Below are 22386 nucleotides of genomic sequence, written 5' to 3'. Positions count from 1 at the left end.
GTGCCCAAGGCCGAGGGCAAGCAGACCATGAAGCAGTTCAAGAGCGACCAGGAGGTGCGCTGGTGCCCGGGCTGCGGTGACTACGCGATCCTGGCCGCGTTCCAGAGCTTCCTGCCGACGCTGGGCATCCGGCAGGAGAACACCGTCGTGGTCTCCGGCATCGGCTGCTCGTCCCGCTTCCCGTACTACCTGAACACCTACGGGATGCACTCGATCCACGGTCGGGCGCCGGCGATCGCGAGCGGCCTCGCCACCACCCGGCCCGACCTGTCGGTGTGGATGATCACCGGTGACGGCGACGCCCTCTCGATCGGCGGCAACCACCTGATCCACGCCCTGCGGCGCAACGTCAACATCAAGATCCTGCTGTTCAACAACCGGATCTACGGCCTGACCAAGGGGCAGTACTCGCCGACCTCGGAGCTGGGCAAGGTCACCAAGTCGACGCCGGTCGGCTCGGCCGACGCACCGTTCAACCCGGTGTCGCTGGCGCTCGGCGCGGAGGCGTCGTTCGTCGCCCGCACCCTCGACTCCGACCGCAAGCACCTCACCTCGGTGCTGTCCGCGGCGGCCGAGCACCAGGGCAGCGCGTTCATCGAGATCTACCAGAACTGCCCGATCTTCAACGACGACGCCTTCGAGGTGCTGAAGAACCCGGAGACCCGGGACGAGGCGGTGGTCCGGGTCGAGCACGGCGAGCCGATCACGTTCGGGCCGGACGGGGCGCACTGCGTGGTGCGCCGCGGCTTCGGCCTCGCGGTGGCGAAGACCGCCGAGGTCGACCCGGCCGACATCGTGGTGCACGACGCGCACGACCCCGACCCGTCGTACGCGTTCGCGCTGTCCCGGCTGCCCGGCGAGAACCTGCTGCACACGCCGATGGGCGTGCTGCGTGACGTGCCCCGCCCGTCGTACGACGAGATCGTGCGCGGCCAGCTGGACGCGGCCCGTACCGGGAAGAGCCTGGACGACGAGCTCGACTCGCTGCTCTACTCCGGCGACACCTGGGCCATCGTCTGATCCGACGGACGAACGACGGGCCGGTCACCGCTGCGGTGACCGGCCCGTCGCATGTCCGCGGCCGCCGCCGGCCCGGCAGCACGGTGCCGGCCAGTTCCGCGGTGCCGGCCAGTTCCACGGTGCCGGCCAGTTCCACGGTGCCGGCCCGTGTCGTCGCCGCCGCGACAGGTCGGTCGCTACCGCTGCGGCAGATCAGCGGAGGGCGACGTTGGTGACGCCCCAGAGGTCGGCGATCCTGCCGTCGGCGACGCGGACCCATTCGGTGAGGTAGCCGTCGGTACCGGTGGCGAGTTCGGCGCCGGTGACGGTGGCGCGCAGTGCCATCCGGTCCCCGTCCACCAGCGCGTCCACCAGCTCGACGTGGAAGTCCGGGCACCGCTCGATCATCGCGGACCAGGCCCGTTTCACCTGGTCGGGCCCGGTGATGCCGACCCCGCGGAAGTCCGCCGCGAAGATCTCGTCCACCGCTGCCAGGTCGTGCTGGTTCGCCGCCGCGTACATCCGGCGGGCGAGCCCGATCATCTCGTCCCGGTCCATGTCGTGCGCCTCCGATGCTTACCTACCGACCGTTCGGTAGGTCGCCTACTCTGCCGGACCTACCGAACGGTCGTCAAGTAGGCTGCCCGGCATGGCGGACGCGGCGCAGACCCGGCAGCGCATCCTCGACAGCGCGCTGGAGCTGTTCACCGAGCGCGGATTCGCCGGCACCTCGGTGGCCGACCTCGCCGGCCGGCTCGGCACCAGCAAGGCCGCCCTCTACCACCACTTCCGATCGAAGAACGAGATCCTCGCGGCGCTGCTCGACGCGCCGACCCGGCGCTTCGACGAGCTGGTGACGCAGGCACCCGAGCTGACCGCCGAGCAGTTGCTGGGCCGGGTGGTCGACCTGACCGCCGAACTGTCCGCGATGGCCGGCATGCTCGACGGCGACCCGTCGGTACAGGCGGCACAGCGCGAACGGTTGCTCGACCGGTCCCGGGACATCAACGAGGCGCTCACCGCGGCGCTGGTTCCGCCACCCGGCGACGCGGACGCGCGGCTGCGGGCCCACGCCGCGTACGCCGCGGCCAAGCACGGCACGCTCGCCGCCGTCACCGACCTCGGTACCGCGGAACTGTCCCCGGTCACCCGCGCCGCCCTGGTGTCCGCCGCTCTCCGCGCCCTGCACCCGGCCGGCTGAACCGGCCGCGCCGGCGGTGGCGCGGCGTGCTGGCGGTCAGGCCAGGGTCGAACGGGGCGCCCGGTCGAGCCGGCGCACCATCGTGCGTTCGTACTGGACGCCGTTCCGGCCCGGATCGGGGTTCGGGGTGACGTCGTGGAAACCGTTGCGCGCGTACAGGTTCCCGGCGTGCGCGTTGCCCTGCGTCACGTTGAGCCGCAGGGTGTGCGCGCCGGCCGCGGCCGCCGCGGCGGCGACCTCGTCGATCAGCCGGTCGCCGACGCCGTGACCACGGGCGGCCGGGCAGACGTACATCGAGATCAGCTCGGCGACGCCGGGCTCCCCGCTCGGGATGCCGGTGGCGATGCCCGCCGGTGCACCGTCGAGCAGCACCAGCACGTTGTGGAAGCCGGGGCCGTCGAGCCGGTCACGCCACTGCCGCTCGTCCGCGTCGACCCAGTCGGCGTAGGTGGAGCCGTACGCGTACGGCGCCTCGGACAGCGCGGCGAGCCGGACCTCGCGCCACTGCGGCCAGTCGTCCCCGGTCAGTACCCGTACCTCCAGCACCGCCCCATCGTGCCTGCCGCACGCACCGCCGACAACCGACATTGCGCCGGGCACGAGGCCACCCGGACACCGGCCCGCCGACACAAGGCCGCCCCGGTCCTGGTGGACCGGGGCGGCCTGGGTGGTCGGCATGGCGGTCGCCTCTCGGCGAGTGGCACAACGGGGCTCCAGCCACCCGAAGGTGCGGTATTCCGCGAAGGCAATAGGTGAGGCCCGGGGACTCGAACCACACCGACCGCTCATCACAACGGCCCGGGCCGGACGATGATTCCGGCGGCCGGTATGACGGACGCCACACGGTTGTCCGGCGACGCTGGTCGCGGCATGCGACGATCAGGACGTGCGCATACTGATCAGGATCATCATCAACGCCGTGGCGCTGTGGGTGTCGACGCTGCTGCCCGGCATCTCGCTGACCGGGTCGACCTGGCACAAGGTCGGCTCCCTGCTCGCCGTTGCGGTGATCTTCGGGATCATCAACGCGGTGCTCAAACCCATCATCAAGGTGATCGGCTGCGGGCTGTACATCCTGACCCTCGGCCTGATCTCACTCGTGGTCAACGCGCTGCTGTTCCTGCTCGCCGGCTACCTGTCGGACAAGCTCGGACTCACCTTCCACGTCTCCGGGTTCTGGGCCGGATTCTGGGGCGCGCTGATCGTCGCCATCGTCAGCTTCCTGCTCAGCCTGCTGATCCCGGACCGCCTCGAAGGCAAGAACGACGACTGACGCAGCGTCCGCACAGCCACCAGGTGGCTGTGCGGACGTCTTCGGAGGCCCCCGGTTCCGGCCGACCCCGGCCGATCAGAGGTGTACGACCGCCGCCGAGCCGGCCGCGGTGGCGTGTCGCCCCCGGCCCGCCCGGCGCCGCCGCGCCACGGCGAACACCGGCAGACCCAGCGCGACGACGACGGCGAGCCAGGCGAACAGGTCACCGACCGTCCCGTACACGGTGCGGACACCGGAGACGGGCACGGACGCGACGACCGTCTGCTGGTCGGCGTCGAAGTAGTCGTCCAGGGCAAGGGTGTGTCCCTGCCGATCGACGATGTTCGCCTGGCCCCGGCTGGCCTGCCGGACGATGGTGTACCCGTTCTCCACGGCGCGGAAGATCGCGTTCTCCGCGTGCAACCGCTTGATGCCCGCCCAGGTGTTCGCCGAGATCAGCATGATGTCCACACCGTCCCGGCCACCCTGCCTGGCCAGGTCGGGGAAGTCGGCGTCGTAGCAGATCAGGCTGGACAACCGGCCGTACCTCGTGTCCGTGGTCGGCAGCACCCCCGGCCCCGCCCGGTACGGCTCCAGCACCGGCACCGGGTGGCTCTTGTCGTAGGTCCAGGCCGTGCCCCCGGTCGGGGTGATCAACACCGTCTGGTTGCGCACCTGCGGGGCCGCCGCGAAGTAGGTCGTGAGGCCGACCTGCACGTACACCCGATGGCTGACGGCGACCCGGCGGACCCGGTCGAGCAGCGGACCGGCCCCGTCGTCGACCGCCAGCGCCCCGGACTCCGGCCAGACCACGATCCGGGCACCGGCCCGCGCCTCGCGCGCCGTCGCCGCCAGCAGGTCGGCGTTGACAGGTTCGAAGGCCGTTCGCATCGTGGCCGGGTCCTCGGCGAGCATCTCCGACACCGAGTCGTACCGGCGGATCCGGTCACCGAGCCGGGCGACCGCGTCACGCGACGCGGTGACCCCGGCGACCCGGACGGTGGGCCCGTCGACCGGGGCGTACGCGAGGCGTACCGCACCGGCGCCGAGCACCACCGCCAGGACCGCCGAGTACGCCACGACCGGCCGCGGTCCGCGCCGTTCGAGCAGCAGGTTCGCCACCGGGGCCGCCCAGGCGACGACGAAGCTGATCCCGTACACCCCGGTGACGCTGGCGAGTTGCAGCAGCGGCAGGTTCGCATGCTGGGTGGTGCCGAGCACGCCGAACAGCGTGCCCAGCGGCGTGACCGACGCGACCAGGAACTCGCAGGCCACCTTCGTCGCCGGATACACCAGGGTCCCCGCCAGCGGCGGCAACCGGCGGGCGAGCAGCCGGTCGGCGACGAACGGCGCGGTCAGCGGCGGCACGAACGCCAACGCCAGCAGCACGACCGGCGAGGCGGCGAGGTCGGCCTGGTACATCCAGTAGGCGGCGTCCAGCGCGGTCACCGCGGCCACCCCGAGCACGGCCCGGCGAACCCGTACGGTGCGGCAGAACCGGATCAGCGCGATCCCGTACAGCCACGCGGCCGGGGCCAGATCCCCCGTCGCGTGCAGCGCGAACAGCGACAGCGCGCCGCCGACCGCGAGCATCGGCCATCCGCTGGTCATCCGGGTGATGGTGTTCGTCGTCATGGTCCCCTCGATCTCGTCCGACCCGAACGACGCTAGAAGCCGACGAACCCAGAGTCACTGCGGCAAACCGCCGGCCAGGCGCGGAACACCACCGAAGGGCACTGCGGACAACCACACTCGCCCCGGCCGTGACGACCGGACCGCATGTCGGCCATGACGACCGGGCCGGATGTCGCCGGGCCGGAGCTTGGCAGGGCCGGATGTTGGCCGGGCCGGATGTTGGCCGGGCCGGATGTTGGCCGTGCTGACCGGGTCGGATGTCGCGGCTGCCGCTCAGGAGCGGGCGGCGCGGAGGGCCGCGGCCATGGCGGCGGAGTCGTGGTCGGCCGGTTCGCCCTCGATGATCAGGACGTCACCGCCGATGTGGTCGCTGCGCAGGTGCTTGATCTGCTGGTACGCCGGGGAGTCGTACCAGTCGCGGGCGTGCTGCGCGGTCGGGAAACCGAGCAGGATCACGTCGCCGGACCAGCCGCCCTCCTTCACCTCGGCCCTGCCGCCATGGATCAGGAACCGCCCGCCGTACGGGTCGAGCGTGCCCTGGATGCGCTCCAGGTACTCGAACACCTCGGGCTGCAGTTTCCCCGGAGTGTTCAGCCGGGCCAGCACGTAGCCGGTCATGATCGTGCTCCTTCGTTCGAGAGAGGACCGGTCCTCGAAGTAGGACCAGTGCTCGAGAGAGGCCGGGTGCTCGAGATACGACCGGTGCTCGAGGTGCGGCGGGTCAGGAGGCCTTGACGAAGTCGAGGATGTCGGTGTTCACGACGTCCGCGTGCGTGACGTAGAGGCCGTGGCCGGCGGTCGGGTACTCGTGGTAGACGCAGCCGGGGATCGCCGCGGCGGTGCGCCGACCGGTGAAGTGCACCGGCGCCGACGTGTCCGCCGCGCCGTGCAGCACCAGTACCGGCACGTCGATGTTCGGCAGGGTGTCCTCGTGCGCCGCGTTCAGGCACTCCTCCTGGACCGCGAACGCCGCCATCGGCGCCACGTTCAGGCACTGCCGGATCGTGTCGTCGATCAACGCCGTCGACACGTCGTTGAACAGGTGCGTCGCGAAGTACGCCTGCGCGCTCTTGGACAGCCACTTCGGCCGGTCGGCCCGCAGCTCCGCCATGGTCAGCTCGACCGCCTCCGGCGGAACCCCCTCCGGGTTCGCGGCGCTGCGCTTCAGCGACGGCAGGCAGGCGGCCAGCAACACCGCCCGGGCGATCCGGTCCGAGCCGTGCCGGGCCAGGTAGTGCGCCACCTCGACACCGCCGAACGAGTGCCCGACGATCGTCACGTCCCGCAGATCCAGCTCGGTGAGCAGGCTGTGGATGTCGTCGGAGAGCGTGTCCAGGTCGTACCCGCCGGACGGCCGCTCGGACCGGGCGTGGCCGCGGCGATCCAGCATGACGCAGCGGTACCCCTCGGCGACGAACCGCGGCACCTGGTGCTCCCACATGTCGGCCGACAGCGACCAGCCGGCGATGAACACGATCGGCGCGCCCACGCCGTACTCCTCGTAGGCGAGGCGGGTGCCGTCGGTGGCGGTCACGGAAGCCATCTCGTACTCCTCGGATCGGACCGGCCGGTGGTTCCGGCTCGGTGCTGCCACCACTGTGGTCGAGCCGCCGCATGACGTCGATGACCTCCGAGGTCATGTCCCCGCGCCACCACCGCTCGCATCGCTCCGGCACGGCGTGGCGATGCGCTGCGACGCGAGCCGTCGATCTCCGCGGACATGGCGGGCGCGACGACGCCTCGCCTACCGTGGCGGCCATGACCACGAACGTCCTAGACCGGCCGGCGCCGGTCGGCAGCCTGCTGCGCGAGTGGCGGCAACGCCGCCGGCTCAGCCAGCTGGAACTGTCGCTGTCCGCCGACGTCTCGACCCGCCACCTCAGCTACGTGGAGACCGGCCGGTCCCGGCCGACCAGCCAGATGATCCTCAAACTGGCCGAACGGCTGGAGGTACCGCTGCGCGAGCGCAACGCGCTGCTGCTCGCCGGCGGCTACGCCCCCGCGTACCCGGAGCACGACCTGAACTCGCCGGACCTCGGTTCGGTGTGCTCGGCGCTGCGGCAGGTGCTGGCCGGACACCGGCCGTACCCGGCGGTCGTCGTCGACCGGACCTGGACGCTGATCGACGCCAACCCGGCGATCGAGATCTTCACCGACGGCGTCGCCGCGCACCTGCTGGAACCGCCCGCCAACGCGCTGCGGCTCACGCTGCACCCGGACGGGATGGCGCCGCGCATCGCGAACCTCGGCCAGTGGCGCGCCCACCTGCTCGGCCGGCTCCGGCACCAGGCCGAGGCCACCGCCGACGTCGCCCTCGCCGAGCTGTACCGCGAACTCGCCGACTACCCCTGCGCCGACCCGGAACCGGAGATCGACATGGCCGGGCCGGGCAGCGTCGTCGTCCCGCTGCGCTACCGCTACCGCGACGTCGAGCTGTCCTTCTTCTCCACCACCGCGGTCTTCGGCACCCCGCTCGACGTCACCGTCGCCGAACTCGCCATCGAGTCCTTCTACCCCGCCGACGACCCCACCGCCACCTACCTCCGCAACCGCTGACCAGCCCACCATCGACCGGGTTCCGCGGTACACCGGCGGGTAGCCTCGGTCACGGCGCCGCCCGGTATCTCCAAGGCCGGGCGGCACCGCGGGGCGCGGCACGGGCTACCAACTCCATCGCCGCGCCCCGCTCCACCAGCGCCGAGGCGCCGACAGGCTCGCCGGACGGGCGCGCTCACAGCCAGGTGAGGCGCAGCGGGCAGAGCATCGACCAGCGGTCCAGTGCGCCTCATTCAGATCGTCCCGTTCGAGCACGGCGGCTACCCCGGGACCCGCGGTTCGTTCGTGATCTTCGAATTCCCAGAAGATCTGCACAGCCCCGTCGTCTACATCGAGGGACAGGGCGGCAACCTCTACTTGGAGAAGAGCAACGATCTCCGTCGTTGTAGCCTGAGCTTTCAACACCTCCTTGGCGCCGCGCTGAGCCGGCAGAAGTCCGTTGCTCTCCTCAAGGAGGTTGCCCGGCACCGCGAGTGACTAGGAGCCGCCCACAATGATCCCGGACCTCAGCAACGCCAGATGGCGGAAGAGCAGCCGATCTCAGAACGGCGGCAACTGCGTCGAGGTCTCGACGGTTCCGGTGGCATGGCGCAAGAGCGCTCGCTCTCAGACGGGCGGCAACTGCGTCGAGGTGGCGGATGCGGGGACCGCCGTCGCGGTGCGGGACTCCAAGGACCCTGATGGCTCCGTGCTCGTGGTCGGGCCGTCGGCGTGGGCCGCCTTCACCGCCGCGATGAGGTGCGACACCCTGGCCTGAGAAGCGCCGCCGAAACCGGTTCGTGACCGGGACGTGCGGCCGTGTCGGGTGACCGCCCGGCGATGGCGACGCTCTGCGTTGTTGTGGTTGCGCCCTAGGATGCGGGATCGTGTCTGCCGGTGAAGTGATTCTGAGCGTCGACTACGGCACCTCCAACACGGTCGCCGTGGTGCAGGTCGGCAGCGGCCGGGCCGAACCGTTGCTGTTCGACGGGACGCCGCTGCTGCCGTCCGCGGTGTGGTTGGACGACGCCGGCCGCCTGCTGACCGGCCGGGACTCATTGCACACGGCACGGCTCGATCCGACCCGGTTCGAGCCGAACCCGAAGCGCCGCGTCGACGAGCAGGTGCTGCTGCTCGGCTCGACCGAGGTACCGGTCGTGGACGCCATCACTGCGGTGCTGTCCCGGGTGTCCGCCGAGGCGGTCCGCACCGCAGGCGCGCCGCCGGACCGGCTGCGCATGACGCACCCGGCGCAGTGGAGCTCGGTACGCAAGCAGGTGCTGCTCGACGCCGCGGGCAAGGCTTGCCTCCCGACGCCCGAACTGGTCGCTGAACCGGTCGCCGCCGCCATCTACTACACCCAGGTACTGCAGAGCCCGATCAACCCCAGCTGCCACATCGTGGTGTTCGACTTCGGCGGCGGCACGCTCGACGTCGCAATCGTCGCCCGTAGCCCCAACGGATTCGACGTCGTCGCCGTCGACGGGCGCGACGACCTGGGCGGCCTCGACATCGACGCGATGGTCGTCGAGTGCATCGCCGACGGGCTGCCACACGACGTGCAGGACGCGTGGCAGCAACTGGTGGCACCGAGCACCCCTCAGCAGCGCCGCGCGGCCCGCATGTTGTGGGAGGACGCCCGTACGGCCAAGGAGATGCTGTCCCGACAGGCCACCGCACCGGTGCAGGTACCGCTGCTCGACCGCGACGTGCACGTCACCCGCGGCGAGCTGGAAACCAAGGCTCGGCCCCGCCTCACCGAAGCGGCCACGCTCACCGCCGAGCTGATGCGCCGCGCCGGCATCGGCCCGTACGGCACCGGGCTGTTCCTGGTAGGCGGCGCCTCCCGCATCCCGTTGGTGGCAACGACCCTGCTCCGCGCCACCCACGTCAACCCCACCGCCCTCGACCGCCCCGAACTGGTAGTAGCCACCGGCGCCCTCACCCCGATCGCCCCGATTACCAACACCGTCGTCGCCGCGCCCAGCCTCGGCACCCTCCCCCCGCCAACTACGTTCCCCAGCACGTCCCCGAACGCCGCGCCCGTCTTCGGTGGCACATCCGGTGTGCCATCGAACGCCAGACTCGAAACGATGCCCTCGCCGCCCCTCCGTGCCCTCGCGGCTCGGGGCGAACCTGCACCATGGCCGGCTGCGCTGTCGGGCGACGGCTCTCCGGAGCAGCAGGTACCTGCCAAACGGGCTCCCAGTGGGCCGCCACGAGCACCCCACAAGGACACGCCTCGGCTCCCTTCCTGGTGGGCCCTCGACGTACAGCGTGCGAATCGGCGGCGAGAAGTGCGCAACATCGGCCTCGGCCTGCTGATCGTCGTCGCCGGCATGGGGCTCTTCGGCGTCCTCGTCAGCCTGTTGTCCTCAGGGTCCTAGCGATCACTTCGTTCGAGCCGGGCCGCGGCGCGTGGTTGTGCGAGTGCGATACGTTGCCTTCCGGCTCGGCCTGACGGTTTCGGGAGGTTTCCAGTGGGCGACGGCGCACAACAGGTCTACCCGGCGGACCTGCGGCGAGCCGCGGAACAGGTCCGCACCGCGATCAAGCATCTCACCAGCGGTATGGACGAGTTTCGGGACGGGATGCGTAACTACTCGATGGCCACCATCGACAAGGTGACGACCGAACGCGGTAAACGCATCCGCGGCGAGGACTACGACAAGTCGATCGCGGAGCAGGACGGGTTGCAGCATTCGGGCGCGACGTCCGACTGGCTCAACCCGTTCGGCCGCTTCACCGAGGCAGACCGTCTGCAGTACCACGTCGACGACGTACACCAGTCGGCCCTCAACGACGGCAAGTCGCTGGCCGACGCGCTGAAGCGGCTGTCCGGCGCGCTCGACAGAGCGGCCGACTTCTATGAGCAGAACGAGGGCAAGAACTCCGCCCTGTCCAAGAAGATGATGCAACAACTCCTCACCGGCACTGCCAGTACGAAGGCGTAGGAGGGCCTGTCATGGAAGCAGCCGCGACCGACGGCGGCGCCGGGCCAACCGGCGAGTATCTGCCATGGGAACGTCCGATCCGCCAGATCACCCTCGCTGCCAGGGCTGACGTCCTGGACGACATGGCACATCCATGGAAGAAGTACATGGAGGCGCTCGACGACTGCCGCACCCAGCTCGGCGATATCTGGGACAAGGTCCTCGACAAAAACTGGAAGGGCGACGCGGCGGAGGCTTGCCATCGATACTGGGCAACGCTGCAGCAGGAGATTTCGGGCTTCCGGGAAAACTATGACGTCATGGCCGACAAGCTGACCTCAACCGGTGTCGCCATCAGGGAAGCAACGCACACCATCCCGATACCGGTTTTCACCGGCAATAGCCTTCCTGGCGAGAACGGAACCGGCGGCGACGGAGCAAACGTCGACGGAAACATGCTCTACGACGACTACCAAAACTACCGCGGCGGCTATGCGGATTACGCTTTCCTGAACAAGGCACTTGAGGAGCATGTCAACCCGAGCGGCGAGCGGACATACTCCAAGGCGAGCGGCTACAGCACGCAACGCAACGACGACAAGAACTATTCTGCCCACGACGAAGCAGTCCGCAACGCCGCCATCGAAGACTGGTACAACAAGAACCAACAGACCGCCAGCAAAGCCCACGACAAACTAGCGACGGACTACACCGTCCTGATTCAGGACTTGCCGAAGCCGTATGGGAAATTTCACGATCCAACCGGTTCGGACGGAGATGGAAAGCATACCGGAGACGGCCAACATCCCGGGGGTGGTGGCGATGGTTCTGACCTGAGTTATGGAGCTGGATCATTCGGTGCGGTGGGCGGCGCCGGTTTGGGCGCGAGCGCCGTCCACGCCACACTGCCAGCGACGAGGCATGTAGCAATGCCATCGCCGCCATCCTCAGTCACCGACGGAATCCGATTGGCCGGCGACGGGGATCCGAGCAGCGCGGGGTCAGTCGGCGGCAGCAGCCTATCTGGCGGCAATGGGTCGCGGCTCCCCATCTCATGGTCGACCGCAGGCGGCTCTGGCGGGGCAGGGGGCTTCGGCGCGGTTGGCACCGGCGGTGGGTTCGGAGGCTCCAGTGTGCCGGCAACCGCAGTGCCAGAGGATGGCTGGTGGAACCGCCCTTCCGCCGGCCCGGTAGGGCCAGCCGCTCCGACTCCGACAGCGAAGTTGGCGGCTGCGCGGCCGGGCGCCACCGGAGCGAGCGGAAGCAACGGCGTCGGGATGATGCCGCACGGCGGCAACGGAACCAGCCGCCAGCGTGATGAGCGCCAGACGTGGCTGACCGAGGACGATGAGGATATCTTCCGGGCGAAACCGGCCACCCCCGGCCTCATCGAATAGGGTGGCGGACGTGTTCGCACACACCCCCCCGGGCAAGGCGTACCGACGTCGCGCCGCGTTGGCAGCCACGAGCGTTGGCTGCTTGGTGGCCCTCGGCAGCGCCATGCCAGCGAACGCGGCGCCGGACGGGCAGTGGTACCTCGAAGCCTTGCAGGCACATCAGGCTCAGAGGATCAGCACCGGCACTGGCGTCACGATCGCAGTCATCGACTCTGGCATCGACAGCAGCCGTCCCGCATTGAAGGATCAGCTGGTCGCGGGCAAATGCTTCGGCACTGCTCAAGACATCGAACCAACGTGGGACCCAAATGGGCATGGCACCGCCATGGCCGGTTTGATCGCGGGTAACGGGAAGGACCCTCGCCATATCCTCGGCGTCGCACCTGGCGCTAAGCTGATGCCACTGTGCGTGAGCGGGGAAAACGTAACCGACAACACTCTATTCAAAGACATCACCCCTGCTATCCGTTATGCGGTCGATCACGGCGCCAAAGTCATCAATCTGTCACTCGGCGCCGATGAATCTCGCGCCGACCGTGGCACCGTCGCGAAACTGCATGCCGCGATCTCGTATGCCGAACACCACGATGTCGTGGTCGTCGCAGCGGCAGGCAACACGGGTCAGGATGAAAAGACACCAAGCCCTGCACGTTTACCCGGCGTGGTCGCAGTCGGTGGATCGACTCAGTCAGGCGCACATTGGAAGGGTTCGGTTCCGGGTACCGAAATAGCGTTGACTGCACCGGCTGAGAACCTACTCACCACCGACACGAAAACCGTCGAGGACCCGGAGAAGGGACCGCGCGATACAACCGGGTACAAGACGGCTGGCGGTACAAGTAGTGCGACGGCGCTGGTATCGGGGGCGGCGGCGTTGGTGCGGGCGAAGTATCCGACGTTGGATGCGGCGAACGTGATCAACCGGCTGATCAAGACCGCCGATCACAAGGGAGCGCCGGGGCGGAACCCGCAGTACGGGTACGGGATCGTCGATCCGGTCAAGGCGCTCACCGCGCACGTCGACCCGGTGAAGAGCAATCCGCTGGGGCAGCTCGACGCGCCGGCCGCCGGCAGCAGTTCGTCGAAGGCGGCCGCGGCACCCGCCGAGACAAGCAGCAGCGGCAACGTCGGTGTCTGGATCGCGGTCGGTGCCGCCGTACTGGCGATCATCATCGTCCTGATCATCGTGCTCGCCGTCCGCGCCCGCCGCCGCAAGGCCGTCGCGCAGGATGGCTGGCAGCCCGGCAGTCAGCCCACGCGCGGACCAGGCCAGACGCCGAGCGCAAGCCTGGACGGCAGCGCAGCGGCGTCTCCCGGACAGCCGTCGAACGGTCCACCGGGCGTACCTGCTCGTCCGGTGCAGGCCACGCCGCTGACCGGCGCGCCGCCGGCGACAGGCTCCACGCAGCCGGCCCAGCCGGGTCAGCCGAGTGGGCTGGAGGGGCCGCCGGGGCAGTACGAGATTCGGTGGCGTGAGCCGTGAGCCTCGACGGCCATCCGGCGCCTTCCTGTCAGGACCGCTGAGGCTCGTCCCGAGGGGTGGTACGGGGCGGGTGAGGTCGGGCACACGGTCAGGGCCGGGAAGCGTTGTGGTGCTTACGGTGTGCGCGTGGACGAGACGCGGCGCGGATACCTGTACGGGCTGGTCGCGTACGGGTTGTGGGGGCTGTTCCCGATCTACTGGAAGCTGCTGCGACCGGCCGGCGCGGTCGAGATCCTGGCGAACCGGATCCTGTGGTCGGCGGTCTGCTGCGCGCTGCTGCTGGTGATCCTGCGGCAGTGGCGGTGGATCGCCGGGGTGCTGCGCCGTCCGCGTACCGTGGCGAAGCTGGTCGCGGCGGCGGGGCTGATCGCGGTCAACTGGGGCACGTACATCTACGGCGTCAACTCGGGGCACGTGGTCGAGACCGCGCTCGGGTACTTCATCAATCCGCTGGTGTCGATCCTGCTCGGCGTCGCGATCCTGCGGGAGCGGTTGCGGCGGCTGCAGTGGGTGGCGATCGTGTTCGGGCTGGCCGCGGTCGTGGTGATCACCGTCGACTACGGCCGGCCGCCGTGGATCGCGCTGACCCTGGCCGCGTCGTTCGGGCTGTACGGGTTGACGAAGAAGACGTTGCGGCTGCCGGCGGCGCGCGGCCTGTTCGCCGAGTCGGCGCTACTGGCGCTGCCCGCCGCCGGTTACCTGGTCTACCTGTCCGCGACCGGTACCGGCACGTTCGGCACGATCTCGGTCGGGCACACGCTGCTGCTGGTGGGCGGCGGGCTGGTCACGATGGTGCCGCTGCTGTCGTTCGCGTCCGCGGCGAACCGGCTGCCGCTGACGGCGATCGGAGTCCTGCAGTACCTGACGCCGACGATGCAGCTGTGCTGCGGCCTGATCCTGTACGGCGAGCCGATGCCGGCGCCGGAGCTGATCGGCTTCGTCCTGGTGTGGATCGCGCTGGCGGTCTTCACCGCCGACCTGGTGCACCAGGCCCGGCGCAGCCGCCTGACGCCCGTCACCGTCCAGGCCGCCGAGACCGCCGAACTCTGATCGCCCGTACCCGAGTGGCCGCCCAGTCGCGTTCGGCGGGAGGCCGGATCGTCGGTGCCCCGGTCTAGGGTCGCGGCATGCTGTCGGTCTTTCTCGCCTGCGACGACCCGTACCGGTCGGCCGAGCTGTTCACGACGCGGCTCGGCTGGCGGCTGTTGTTCGCCACACCACCCGACTCGGACGACCGGCTCGCGTGCGTCGGGCTCGGCGATGCCGAGGTGCTGCTCGGCACCGCGGACGAGCAGTTCCTGCCGGCCGCGTCCCGGTCGCACCGGGGCGCCGGCGTCACCGTGTACCTGCGGCTGCCGGTCAGCGAGCCGATCGAGCCGGTCCACGCCCGGCATGCGGACGCCGGGGTGGTCACCGCGCCGCTGAGCGAGCGGGCCTGGGGCGAGACCGCGTTCGACGCCGAGATCGAGGGCTACCGCTTCCTCATCGCGCAGCCGCTGCCGCCGACGCACCAGCCGTAACGGCGCCGGGTGCACCGTCGATCGAGGCGCAGCGCCCGCCCCGTCGATCATGGAGTCGTCTCGGCGTGTCGGCAAGGAACCGCCGACCGCAAGTCGCAACTCGACGCAGCTCGACACAGCTTGGCGCCCCAAGTCCACGATCGGCGCAGCTCGGCGCCTCAAGACCCCGATCGACCCAGCTTGGCGCACCAAGACCACGACCGACGCAGCTTGGCGCCGCGAGTTCACGGGCGACGCGGGATGGTGCCGCAGGGAGGAGATCGGCGGGGGTCAGACTGCGGCGCGTTCCACCTCCAGGAGGGAGTCGCCGAGGAGGGCGGCGTGCGCGGCCTTGGCGCCGCCGCGCAGGCCGAACAGTCGCTTGGTGATCAGCAGGTAGATCACCGCGGCGATGTTGAACAGCAGCGCGCCGATCCGCAGCCAGGTGACCTTCTCGGTCAGCTCGTAGATCTCCAGCGGCAGGAACGCCGCCGTGGCCACCACGGTGAAGTACTCGGCCCACCGCTTCACCAGCCACAGCCCGATGCCCTCGACGAGCTCGATCAGCGCGTACGCCAGCAGGGCGGCGGCGATGACGATCAGCACGGTGTGGCTGAGCGTGAAGCTTTTCCGGATCTCGTCGACGATCGGCGAGTCGGTCAGGTCGTACCCGAACTTGTCGGCGAGCGGGCGCACCAGCGGCAGGTCCGACTCGAACACCCGGCTCAGGTTGGCCTGCGAGTCGCGGAACCACCAGACCGCCACGGCTGCCGCGGCGATCAGCAGCCCGCGGACGAACCGTTCCACCGCGAGGATCCGGATGATCAGCCGGTCCCGGATCGCGCCGCCGCGCGGGATCAGCGGGGCGTGGTCGGCCGGTCCGGCGCCGGCGGCCGCCCCGATCGCGTACGTGCCGCAGCGCAGGCACCGCCACGCCTCGCCCTGCGGCGTCGTGGCGTGCAGCCGGTCGCGCAGCTCCGCCTCGTCCGGCGCGTACGTGACGTGCCCGTGCCGGGCGCAGGAACGCAGGTTCCAGTCCATGCCGGCACAATATGCGCCGCAGGCGAACGCACGGCTGCGCCGGGCCACGTTCGCCGCGCTGCTGGTCGAGCCCGTGAGCCGGCCACGTCCCGGCGAGCGGCCCCTGCACGGCTGCGCCGGGCCACGTTCGGCGCGCTGCCGGTCGAGCCCGCGAGCCGGCCACGTCCCGGCGAGCGGCCCCAGCACGGCTGCGCCGGGCCACGTTCGGCGCGCTGCCGGTCGAGCCCGCGAGCCGGCCACGCCCCGGCGAGCGGCCCCGGCAGGGCGCACCCGACGCCGGTACCTACCCGGACCTCCGCCGTGCGAACGACGACCGGACCCGGGGGCGCGCGTCGAGGTCACCGCCGGGACGTCAGCCAGGGGACGACCTCGGAGAGGAACCGGTCCGGCGCCTCCCGGTGGATGTCGTGGCCGACGGGAATCTCGACCAGCCGGGAGCCGGGCACCGCGGCGTGCGCGTCGACCAGTACCTGTTGCGGCACATGGCTGCTCGGGCCGCCGGCCAGGATCAGCGTCCTCGCCGTGACCGTGCCCAGCCCCGCCCACCAGGCCGGATCCGGATCGGCCAGCTGGGCGAGCACCGCCACCGTGGCAGCCCAGTCGTACGGCGGCTCGGGGTCGGGACGCGGCCCGGGGTCGACGACGAACGGTTCCCTGGGCGGCGCGCTGTCGACGACCACCAGGTGTGAGACGCGGTCGGGTTGACGCTGGGCCAGCAGCCACGCCACGGTGCCGCCCAGGGAGTGCCCCACCACCGAGAACCGGCTCGCGCCCAGCTCGGCCATCAGTCCGGCCACGTCGTCGCGCATCAGCTCCAGCGAGTACGACCCGGGTCGGTCGCTGTCGCCGTAGCCCCGCAGGTCGACCGCGTACACCCGATGCGACCGGCCGAGCGTCGGTGCGGTGGCGTCCCAGGCGGACCGGGTGGACCCGCCACCGTGCAGCAGCACCACCGGCGGGGCCGCCGGCTCACCCCACACCGACAGCGCCAGCCGCGTTCCGTCGACGTCGATCAGCTGCATCCGCGGACCCCTCTCCGGGAACGAAGCCGCGCCCCGGCCGGCAACTGTAGCCGCCCGGGCCCGAAAAGGCGGTGAGTCCAGGCTGGGCGCCTGGGAACATGGCGCGGTGAACAGAACGCTGCTCGCGGCGCGCAACAACGCCGACTGGTGCCGAGCGATGTGCCGCGCGCACGGCCTGACCAGCCACGACTCCGACGTGGTGTGGAGCTGCGGGGAGCGCACCCCGCCGTACTATCCGGACGCCGTGACGCTGCGCCCGGAGGTCACCGCGGACGAGGTGCTGGCCGGCATCGACGCCGGGCCCGGCTGCTCGGTCAAGGACAGTTTCGGCACGCTCGACCTGTCCCCCGCTGGCTTCGTGCCGATCATCGAGGCGACCTGGTTGTACCGGGAGGTCGGCGCCACCGCCGCCGGCACGGACGAACCAGCGCACCGCCCCGCGGACGGGCCGGAGCGGCACCGCGCCGACGATCCGGCTCGGCGCCCAGCGGACGGCGCGGTGTCGCGCCCCGCGGATGAGCTGCGGTGGCGTCGTATCGACGATGCCGGCGCCTTGGCCGCCTGGGTCGCTTCGTGGGGTGGTGGCGCCGGGATCTTCCGGCCCGAGCTGCTCGCCGACCCGGACGTCGCGGTACTCGCCCGCTACGACGGCGACACGGTGACCGGCGGTGCGGTGGCGAACCGCAGCGCGGGCAGCGTCGGCATCAGCAACCTGTACGCGTCGACCGGCGATCCCGCCGACGTCTGGCGCGGCGCCGTCGCCACCGCGTACCGGGTCTTCGAGCCGCTTCCTGTCGTCGGGTACGAGCACGGCGACGACCTCGCCGCCGCCGTCCGCGCCGGCTGCACCCCGCTGACCGCTCTGCGCATCTGGCTCAACCCGCCCCGTTGATCATCGAACCGTCCGGGCGGCAAGCGCTTGCCAGACCGCGGACACCCCGGCCACCGCAGGCCGAGACGGCAGGTCAGCGGGTGCGAGCGGCGACGTGGGAGCAGAGATGGTCGAGAGCGGCTCGGGCGGGAACGTCCGGCAGCGCCTCCAGCTGGGCGCGGGCGCGGTCGGCGTAGTCGCGGACGGTGGCGCGGGCGCGGTCCATCCCGACCGAGTCGCGCAGCAGCGTCAACGCCTCGGCGTGCAGTTCGTCGTCGGTGACCGGACCCTGGACGATCTCGGCGAGCCGGCGACTGTCCGGGTCGTCGGACCCCAGCGCGTACAGCACCGGGAGAGTCAGCACGCCCTCGCGCAGGTCGGTACCGGGGGTCTTGCCGGACTGGTCGGTGTCCGAGGCGATGTCGAGCAGGTCGTCGGACAGCTGGAACGCCATCCCGAACGTCTCGCCGAACTCGGCGATCGCGGCCACCATCGCCGGGTCGGCGCCACCGAACATGGCACCGAACCGGGCCGAGGTGGCGATCAGCGCGCCGGTCTTCTCCGCCAGCACGTCCAGGTAGTGCTGCACCGGATCGGCGCCGCGCGGGCCGGCCGTCTCGCGGATCTGGCCGTGTACCAGTCGGGCGAAGGTGCGGGCCTGGATCCGCACCGCCTCCGGCCCCAGCTCGGAGACGATGTCGGAGGCGCGGGCGAACAGGTAGTCGCCGGTCAGGATGGCGACGCTGTTGCCGAACCGGGCGTTGGCGCTCTGCGCGCCGCGGCGCACCGACGCCTCGTCCATCACGTCGTCGTGGTAGAGCGTGGCCAGGTGGGTCAGCTCGACGACGACGGCGGCCTGCAGCACCTCGGGCACGTCCGGCTTGCCGAAGTGCGCACCGAGCAGCACCAGCAGCGGCCGGGTGCGCTTGCCGCCGGCGTAGGTGAGGTGCCGGGCCATCTCCGTGACGTACGGGTCGGCGCCGGACACGGCGGCCAGCAGCGCCTGCTCCACCTCGCCCAGCCCGGTGGTCAACGCGGAGCTCAGCTCGGCGTCGTCGAAGTCCAGCTCGGCAGCGGCCATCGTCGCCTCCGTACCGGCGACCACACGGTCTGCCTGCGTCGTCCTCGCCACGGCACCCACGATGCCACACCGCCTCACTGCCCGAACGGTGGAGCCCGTCGGAAGCCGTCCAGCACACACACGCAAAGAGGCCGTCGGGCCTCGGATCGAGCGAGCCGATCACGAGGGCCCAACAGCCTCGGCGCCCCGTACGGAACGGGCGCCTGGCCGCGGGCCGCGGGTGGCGGCAGCGGCCGAGGCGGCCACCGGCGGGCCCGCCGGTGGCCGCCGGATCAACCGACGAACGTCGCCGCGCCCTGCGCCACGTGCAGCACCAGGCTCGGCGCCAGGCCGAACACCAGGGTCGCGACGGTACCGAGGGCCAGCGCGGTCGCGGTCATCGCGCCCGGCACCGCCACGGTGGGCGCGTCCTCGGCCGGTTCCTGCAGGTACATCAGCACGATGACGCGCAGGTACGGGAAGGCGAGCAGCACGCTGGAGATCACACCGAAGATCACCAGGGCGGTCTGGCCGCCGTCCAGGGCCGCGCCGAACACCGCGAACTTCGTGGTGAACCCGCTGGTCAGCGGGATACCGGCGAAGGAGAGCATCAGGAAGGCGAACGTCCCGGCGAGCAGCGGCGACTTGCGCCCGAGCCCGGCCCAGCGGGACAGGTGGGTCGCCTCCCCGTCCGCGTCCCGGACCAGGGTCAGCAGGCCGAACGCCGCCACCACCGTGAACCCGTACGCGACCAGGTAGAACAGCGAGCTGGTGATGCCGGACTTCTGCATCGACAGCACGCCGGTCAGCACGTACCCGGCGTTGGCCACCGACGAGTACGCCAGCAGCCGCTTGATGTCGGTCTGGGTCACCGCGAGGACCGCGCCGATGAGCATCGTCGCGACCGCGATCACCGCGAGCACCGGGCGCCAGTCCCACCGGCTGTCCAGGAACGCCACGTACAGCACCCGCAGGATGCCGCCGAACGCGGCGATCTTGGTGCAGGACGCCATCAGCGCGGTGATCGGCGTCGGGGCGCCCTGGTACACGTCCGGGGTCCACACGTGGAACGGGACCGCGGCGGCCTTGAACAGCAGGCCGATCGCGAGCATCGCCAGGCCGACGAACATCAGCAGGTCGCTCTTGTTCGACGACAGCGCGGCGGTCGCGATGCCGTGCAGCTCCACCGTGCCGGCGAAGCCGTAGAGCATGGCCATGCCGTACACGAAGAAGGCCGAGGCGAACGCGCCGAGCAGGAAGTACTTGACCGCCGCCTCCTGGGACAGCAGCCGGCGCCGGCGGGCCAGCCCGCAGGCCAGGTACAGCGGGAGGGACAGAACCTCCAGCGCGACGAACATGGTGAGCAGGTCGTTCGCCGAGCAGAACAGCATCATGCCGCCGAGCGCGAACAGCGTCAGCGGGAACACCTCGGTCTGGCTCGGCTGGTGCCGGGCCTGCTTGGCGTCCGCCTCGGTGCCGGCGACGACCGCCGCCTCGGCGACGAACGCGCCGCCCCGCTCCAGCCGCCGGTCGGCGATCAGCAGCGTGGCGAGGATGCCCAGGATCAGGATCGAACCCTGCAGGAACAGCGCCGGGCCGTCCACCGCGAGCGCGTCGTTGGCGGTCAGCGTCGGGTTCGACGCGTAGTGCCGGACGCCCTCGACGATCACGATGACCAGCGCCGCGACCTGCGCCGCCAGGGTCAGCAGCACCTGCACCAGGTAGCGGTAGGCGCGCGGCAGGGCCGCCTCGGCGAGGACGCCGAGCGCGCCGACACCCAGCACGATCAGCAGCGGCGCGATCGCACCGTAGTTGATATGCGGCGCCGAGATCTGCGCCGCCAGCACGTCGCCGGTGCTCACTTGTTGTCTCCTACCGCGCTAGAGCCGCCGGACCCGTTGTCCACGGCGCGGGTCGCCGGCACCGGGTCGCTCTTGCCGACGTCGTGCATGGTTGCCGCGACCGCCGGGCTGATCACGTCGATCACCGGCTTCGGGTAGACGCCGAGGATGAAGATCAGCGCGATCAGCGGCGCCACCACCCACTTCTCCCGGCCGGTCAGGTCGTGCTTGAAGCCGGACGAGGTGGACAGCTCCGGGTTCAGGTTGCCCTGCATGGTCCGCTGGTACATCCAGAGGATGTAGCCGGCGGCCAGGATCACGCCCGAGGTGGCCACGATCGCCAACGCCTTGTGCGTGCTGAACGTGCCGAGCAGCACCAGGAACTCGCTGACGAACGGCGAGGTGCCCGGCAGCGCCAGCGACGAGAACCCGACGACCAGGAAGCAGCCGGCGAGCACCGGTACCAGCTTGGCCGCGCCGCCGAAGTCACGGATGTTGGCCGAGCCGCGCCGCTGCACCAGCATCCCGACGATCAGGAACAGCGCACCGGTGGACAGGCCGTGGTTGAGCATGTAGAGCACGGCGCCGGTCCCGGCCTGGCTGGTGAACGCGAAGATCCCGATGCCGATGAAACCGAAGTGCGCGATCGAGGTGTACGCGACGAGCCGCTTCAGGTCGTTCTGGCCCACCGCGAGCAGCGAGCCGTAGATGATGCCGACCACCGCGAGCGCCAGCCCGAGCGGCGCGAAGAACCGGGTCGCCTCCGGGAACAGCGAGAAGCAGAACCGCAGGATCCCGTACGTGCCGACCTTGTCCAGCACGCCGACCAGCAGCGCCGCGGCCCCGGCGGGGGCGGCACCACCGGCGTCCGGCAGCCAGGTGTGGAACGGGAAGAACGGCGCCTTGATCGCGAACGCCAGGAAGAACCCGAGGAACAGCCACCTGCCCGTACTGGTGGACATGGAGATGTGACTCAGCGCGTTCCAGTCCAGGGTGTGCCCGCCGACGACCCACAGCCCGATCACCGCGGCCAGCATGAACAGCCCGCCGAACAGCGAGTACAGGAAGAACTTGACCGCCGCGTACTGCCGTCGGGCGCCACCGAACGACCCGATGAGGAAGTACATCGGGATGAGCATGACCTCGAAGAACGCGTAGAACAGGAACACGTCCGCGGCGGCGAACACGCCGATCATCGTCGCGTCCAGCGCGAGCAGCAGGGCGAAGTAGTTGTTCACCGAGCGCTTGGTCTTGTCCGCGTCGTGCCAGCTCGCCGCGATCACGATCGGCACCAGCACCGCGACCAGGCCCAGCATCACCAGCGCGATGCCGTCCGCCTGCACGGTGAGCCGGATGCCCCAGGCCGGAATCCACGGGTACGACTCGCGGAACTGGAACCGCGGGCCGTTCGCCTTGAACGTCACGCACATGACCGCCGTGATCGCCAGCAACGCCAGCGACCAGACCAGCGCCACGATCTTGGCCAGCCGCGGGTTGCTGCGCGGCAGCAACGCCACCACCAACGCGCCCACCGCCGGCGCCACGGTCAGCACCGACAGGAACGGGAAGTTGTTCACGACCGCGCCTCGCTTCGCTCGGATGTCACACGGGTTGTTC

At 70.6% G+C, this 22386-nt stretch carries 23 protein-coding genes; 13 read left to right on the top strand and 10 right to left on the bottom strand.

The window, feature by feature from the left end; translation table 11 throughout:
• Window positions 1-27: 27 nt before the first annotated feature.
• On the top strand, window positions 28-1020 hold the full coding sequence (locus tag NUM_RS04420) for a 2-oxoacid:ferredoxin oxidoreductase subunit beta (protein WP_225918326.1): 993 nt from the start codon (window positions 28-30) through the stop codon (window positions 1018-1020).
• Between the two features lie 192 nt (window positions 1021-1212).
• Here NUM_RS04420 and NUM_RS04415 read toward each other — a convergent pair whose 3' ends face one another.
• Window positions 1213-1557 (bottom strand): ester cyclase, encoded by a 345-nt coding sequence (locus NUM_RS04415; protein WP_207123244.1) that lies wholly within the window; start codon window positions 1555-1557, stop codon window positions 1213-1215.
• A gap of 91 nt (window positions 1558-1648) precedes the next feature.
• On the opposite strand from NUM_RS04415, the gene NUM_RS04410 reads away from it, so the two are divergent.
• Complete coding sequence (locus NUM_RS04410; protein WP_207123243.1) at window positions 1649-2200, top strand: helix-turn-helix domain-containing protein; 552 nt, start codon at window positions 1649-1651, stop codon at window positions 2198-2200.
• Window positions 2201-2236: 36 nt separating this feature from the next.
• Here the strand turns inward: NUM_RS04410 and NUM_RS04405 are convergent, their stop codons facing one another.
• Complete coding sequence (locus tag NUM_RS04405; protein ID WP_207123242.1) at window positions 2237-2746, bottom strand: GNAT family N-acetyltransferase; 510 nt, start codon at window positions 2744-2746, stop codon at window positions 2237-2239.
• A gap of 340 nt (window positions 2747-3086) precedes the next feature.
• On the opposite strand from NUM_RS04405, the gene NUM_RS04400 reads away from it, so the two are divergent.
• Entirely contained in the window at window positions 3087-3473 is a 387-nt protein-coding gene (locus tag NUM_RS04400) for a phage holin family protein (RefSeq protein ID WP_207123241.1), read from the top strand.
• A gap of 75 nt (window positions 3474-3548) precedes the next feature.
• Here the strand turns inward: NUM_RS04400 and NUM_RS04395 are convergent, their stop codons facing one another.
• From NUM_RS04395 to NUM_RS04385, 3 genes are all read right to left on the bottom strand, one after another.
• Window positions 3549-5087, bottom strand: coding sequence for a nitrilase-related carbon-nitrogen hydrolase (locus NUM_RS04395; protein ID WP_207123240.1), 1539 nt, complete (start codon window positions 5085-5087; stop codon window positions 3549-3551).
• A gap of 273 nt (window positions 5088-5360) precedes the next feature.
• On the bottom strand, window positions 5361-5705 hold the full coding sequence (locus tag NUM_RS04390) for a DUF1330 domain-containing protein (protein ID WP_207123239.1): 345 nt from the start codon (window positions 5703-5705) through the stop codon (window positions 5361-5363).
• A 103-nt stretch (window positions 5706-5808) separates the two neighbouring features.
• A complete protein-coding gene (locus NUM_RS04385) occupies window positions 5809-6630 on the bottom strand; it encodes an alpha/beta fold hydrolase (protein WP_207123238.1) in 822 nt (273 codons plus the stop codon).
• A 215-nt stretch (window positions 6631-6845) separates the two neighbouring features.
• On the opposite strand from NUM_RS04385, the gene NUM_RS04380 reads away from it, so the two are divergent.
• The 9 genes from NUM_RS04380 (at window position 6846) to NUM_RS04340 (ending at window position 14955) form a co-directional block, all read left to right on the top strand.
• A complete protein-coding gene (locus tag NUM_RS04380) occupies window positions 6846-7643 on the top strand; it encodes a helix-turn-helix domain-containing protein (protein ID WP_207123237.1) in 798 nt (265 codons plus the stop codon).
• A 222-nt stretch (window positions 7644-7865) separates the two neighbouring features.
• Window positions 7866-8120, top strand: coding sequence for a Scr1 family TA system antitoxin-like transcriptional regulator (locus NUM_RS04375; protein ID WP_207123236.1), 255 nt, complete (start codon window positions 7866-7868; stop codon window positions 8118-8120).
• A 16-nt stretch (window positions 8121-8136) separates the two neighbouring features.
• The gene (locus NUM_RS04370) at window positions 8137-8400 is read left to right on the top strand and encodes a DUF397 domain-containing protein (protein WP_207123235.1); all 264 of its coding nucleotides are present in this window, start codon (window positions 8137-8139) and stop codon (window positions 8398-8400) included.
• A gap of 109 nt (window positions 8401-8509) precedes the next feature.
• Complete coding sequence (locus NUM_RS04365; protein ID WP_207123234.1) at window positions 8510-10009, top strand: Hsp70 family protein; 1500 nt, start codon at window positions 8510-8512, stop codon at window positions 10007-10009.
• Between the two features lie 93 nt (window positions 10010-10102).
• Entirely contained in the window at window positions 10103-10576 is a 474-nt protein-coding gene (locus tag NUM_RS04360) for a hypothetical protein (protein ID WP_207123233.1), read from the top strand.
• An 11-nt stretch (window positions 10577-10587) separates the two neighbouring features.
• Window positions 10588-11952 carry a WXG100 family type VII secretion target gene (locus tag NUM_RS04355; protein ID WP_207123232.1) on the top strand — a complete coding sequence of 455 codons (1365 nt, stop codon included), beginning with the start codon at window positions 10588-10590 and terminating at the stop codon, window positions 11950-11952.
• Between the two features lie 10 nt (window positions 11953-11962).
• Window positions 11963-13435, top strand: a complete 1473-nt coding sequence (gene mycP, locus NUM_RS04350; protein WP_207123231.1) for a type VII secretion-associated serine protease mycosin — start codon at window positions 11963-11965, stop codon at window positions 13433-13435.
• A gap of 126 nt (window positions 13436-13561) precedes the next feature.
• The gene (gene rarD, locus NUM_RS04345; protein WP_207123230.1) at window positions 13562-14485 is read left to right on the top strand and encodes an EamA family transporter RarD; all 924 of its coding nucleotides are present in this window, start codon (window positions 13562-13564) and stop codon (window positions 14483-14485) included.
• Window positions 14486-14562: 77 nt separating this feature from the next.
• Window positions 14563-14955, top strand: coding sequence for a VOC family protein (locus tag NUM_RS04340; protein WP_207123229.1), 393 nt, complete (start codon window positions 14563-14565; stop codon window positions 14953-14955).
• Between the two features lie 270 nt (window positions 14956-15225).
• Here NUM_RS04340 and NUM_RS04335 read toward each other — a convergent pair whose 3' ends face one another.
• Window positions 15226-15975, bottom strand: coding sequence for a DUF2127 domain-containing protein (locus tag NUM_RS04335; RefSeq protein WP_207123228.1), 750 nt, complete (start codon window positions 15973-15975; stop codon window positions 15226-15228).
• 338 nt (window positions 15976-16313) lie between these two features.
• Window positions 16314-16997, bottom strand: coding sequence for an alpha/beta fold hydrolase (locus NUM_RS04330; RefSeq protein ID WP_207123227.1), 684 nt, complete (start codon window positions 16995-16997; stop codon window positions 16314-16316).
• Between the two features lie 106 nt (window positions 16998-17103).
• On the opposite strand from NUM_RS04330, the gene NUM_RS04325 reads away from it, so the two are divergent.
• A complete protein-coding gene (locus NUM_RS04325) occupies window positions 17104-17889 on the top strand; it encodes a hypothetical protein (protein ID WP_225918322.1) in 786 nt (261 codons plus the stop codon).
• Between the two features lie 73 nt (window positions 17890-17962).
• On the opposite strand, the gene NUM_RS04320 is transcribed toward NUM_RS04325, so the two are convergent.
• The 3 genes from NUM_RS04320 to NUM_RS04310 form a co-directional block, all read right to left on the bottom strand.
• Complete coding sequence (locus NUM_RS04320) at window positions 17963-18949, bottom strand: polyprenyl synthetase family protein (protein WP_207123226.1); 987 nt, start codon at window positions 18947-18949, stop codon at window positions 17963-17965.
• A 272-nt stretch (window positions 18950-19221) separates the two neighbouring features.
• A complete protein-coding gene (gene nuoN / locus NUM_RS04315; protein ID WP_225918321.1) occupies window positions 19222-20790 on the bottom strand; it encodes an NADH-quinone oxidoreductase subunit NuoN in 1569 nt (522 codons plus the stop codon).
• Entirely contained in the window at window positions 20787-22346 is a 1560-nt protein-coding gene (locus NUM_RS04310; protein WP_207123225.1) for an NADH-quinone oxidoreductase subunit M, read from the bottom strand. The genes nuoN and NUM_RS04310 overlap by 4 nt, the downstream gene beginning before the upstream one ends.
• Window positions 22347-22386: the final 40 nt, after the last annotated feature.

It is taken from the genome of Actinocatenispora comari (assembly GCF_017312725.1).
In the GTDB taxonomy this organism is placed as follows: domain Bacteria; phylum Actinomycetota; class Actinomycetes; order Mycobacteriales; family Micromonosporaceae; genus Actinocatenispora; species Actinocatenispora comari.
The sequence above is the reverse complement of the archived record's forward strand: the minus strand, read 5'-3'. Positions and strand labels throughout refer to the sequence as shown.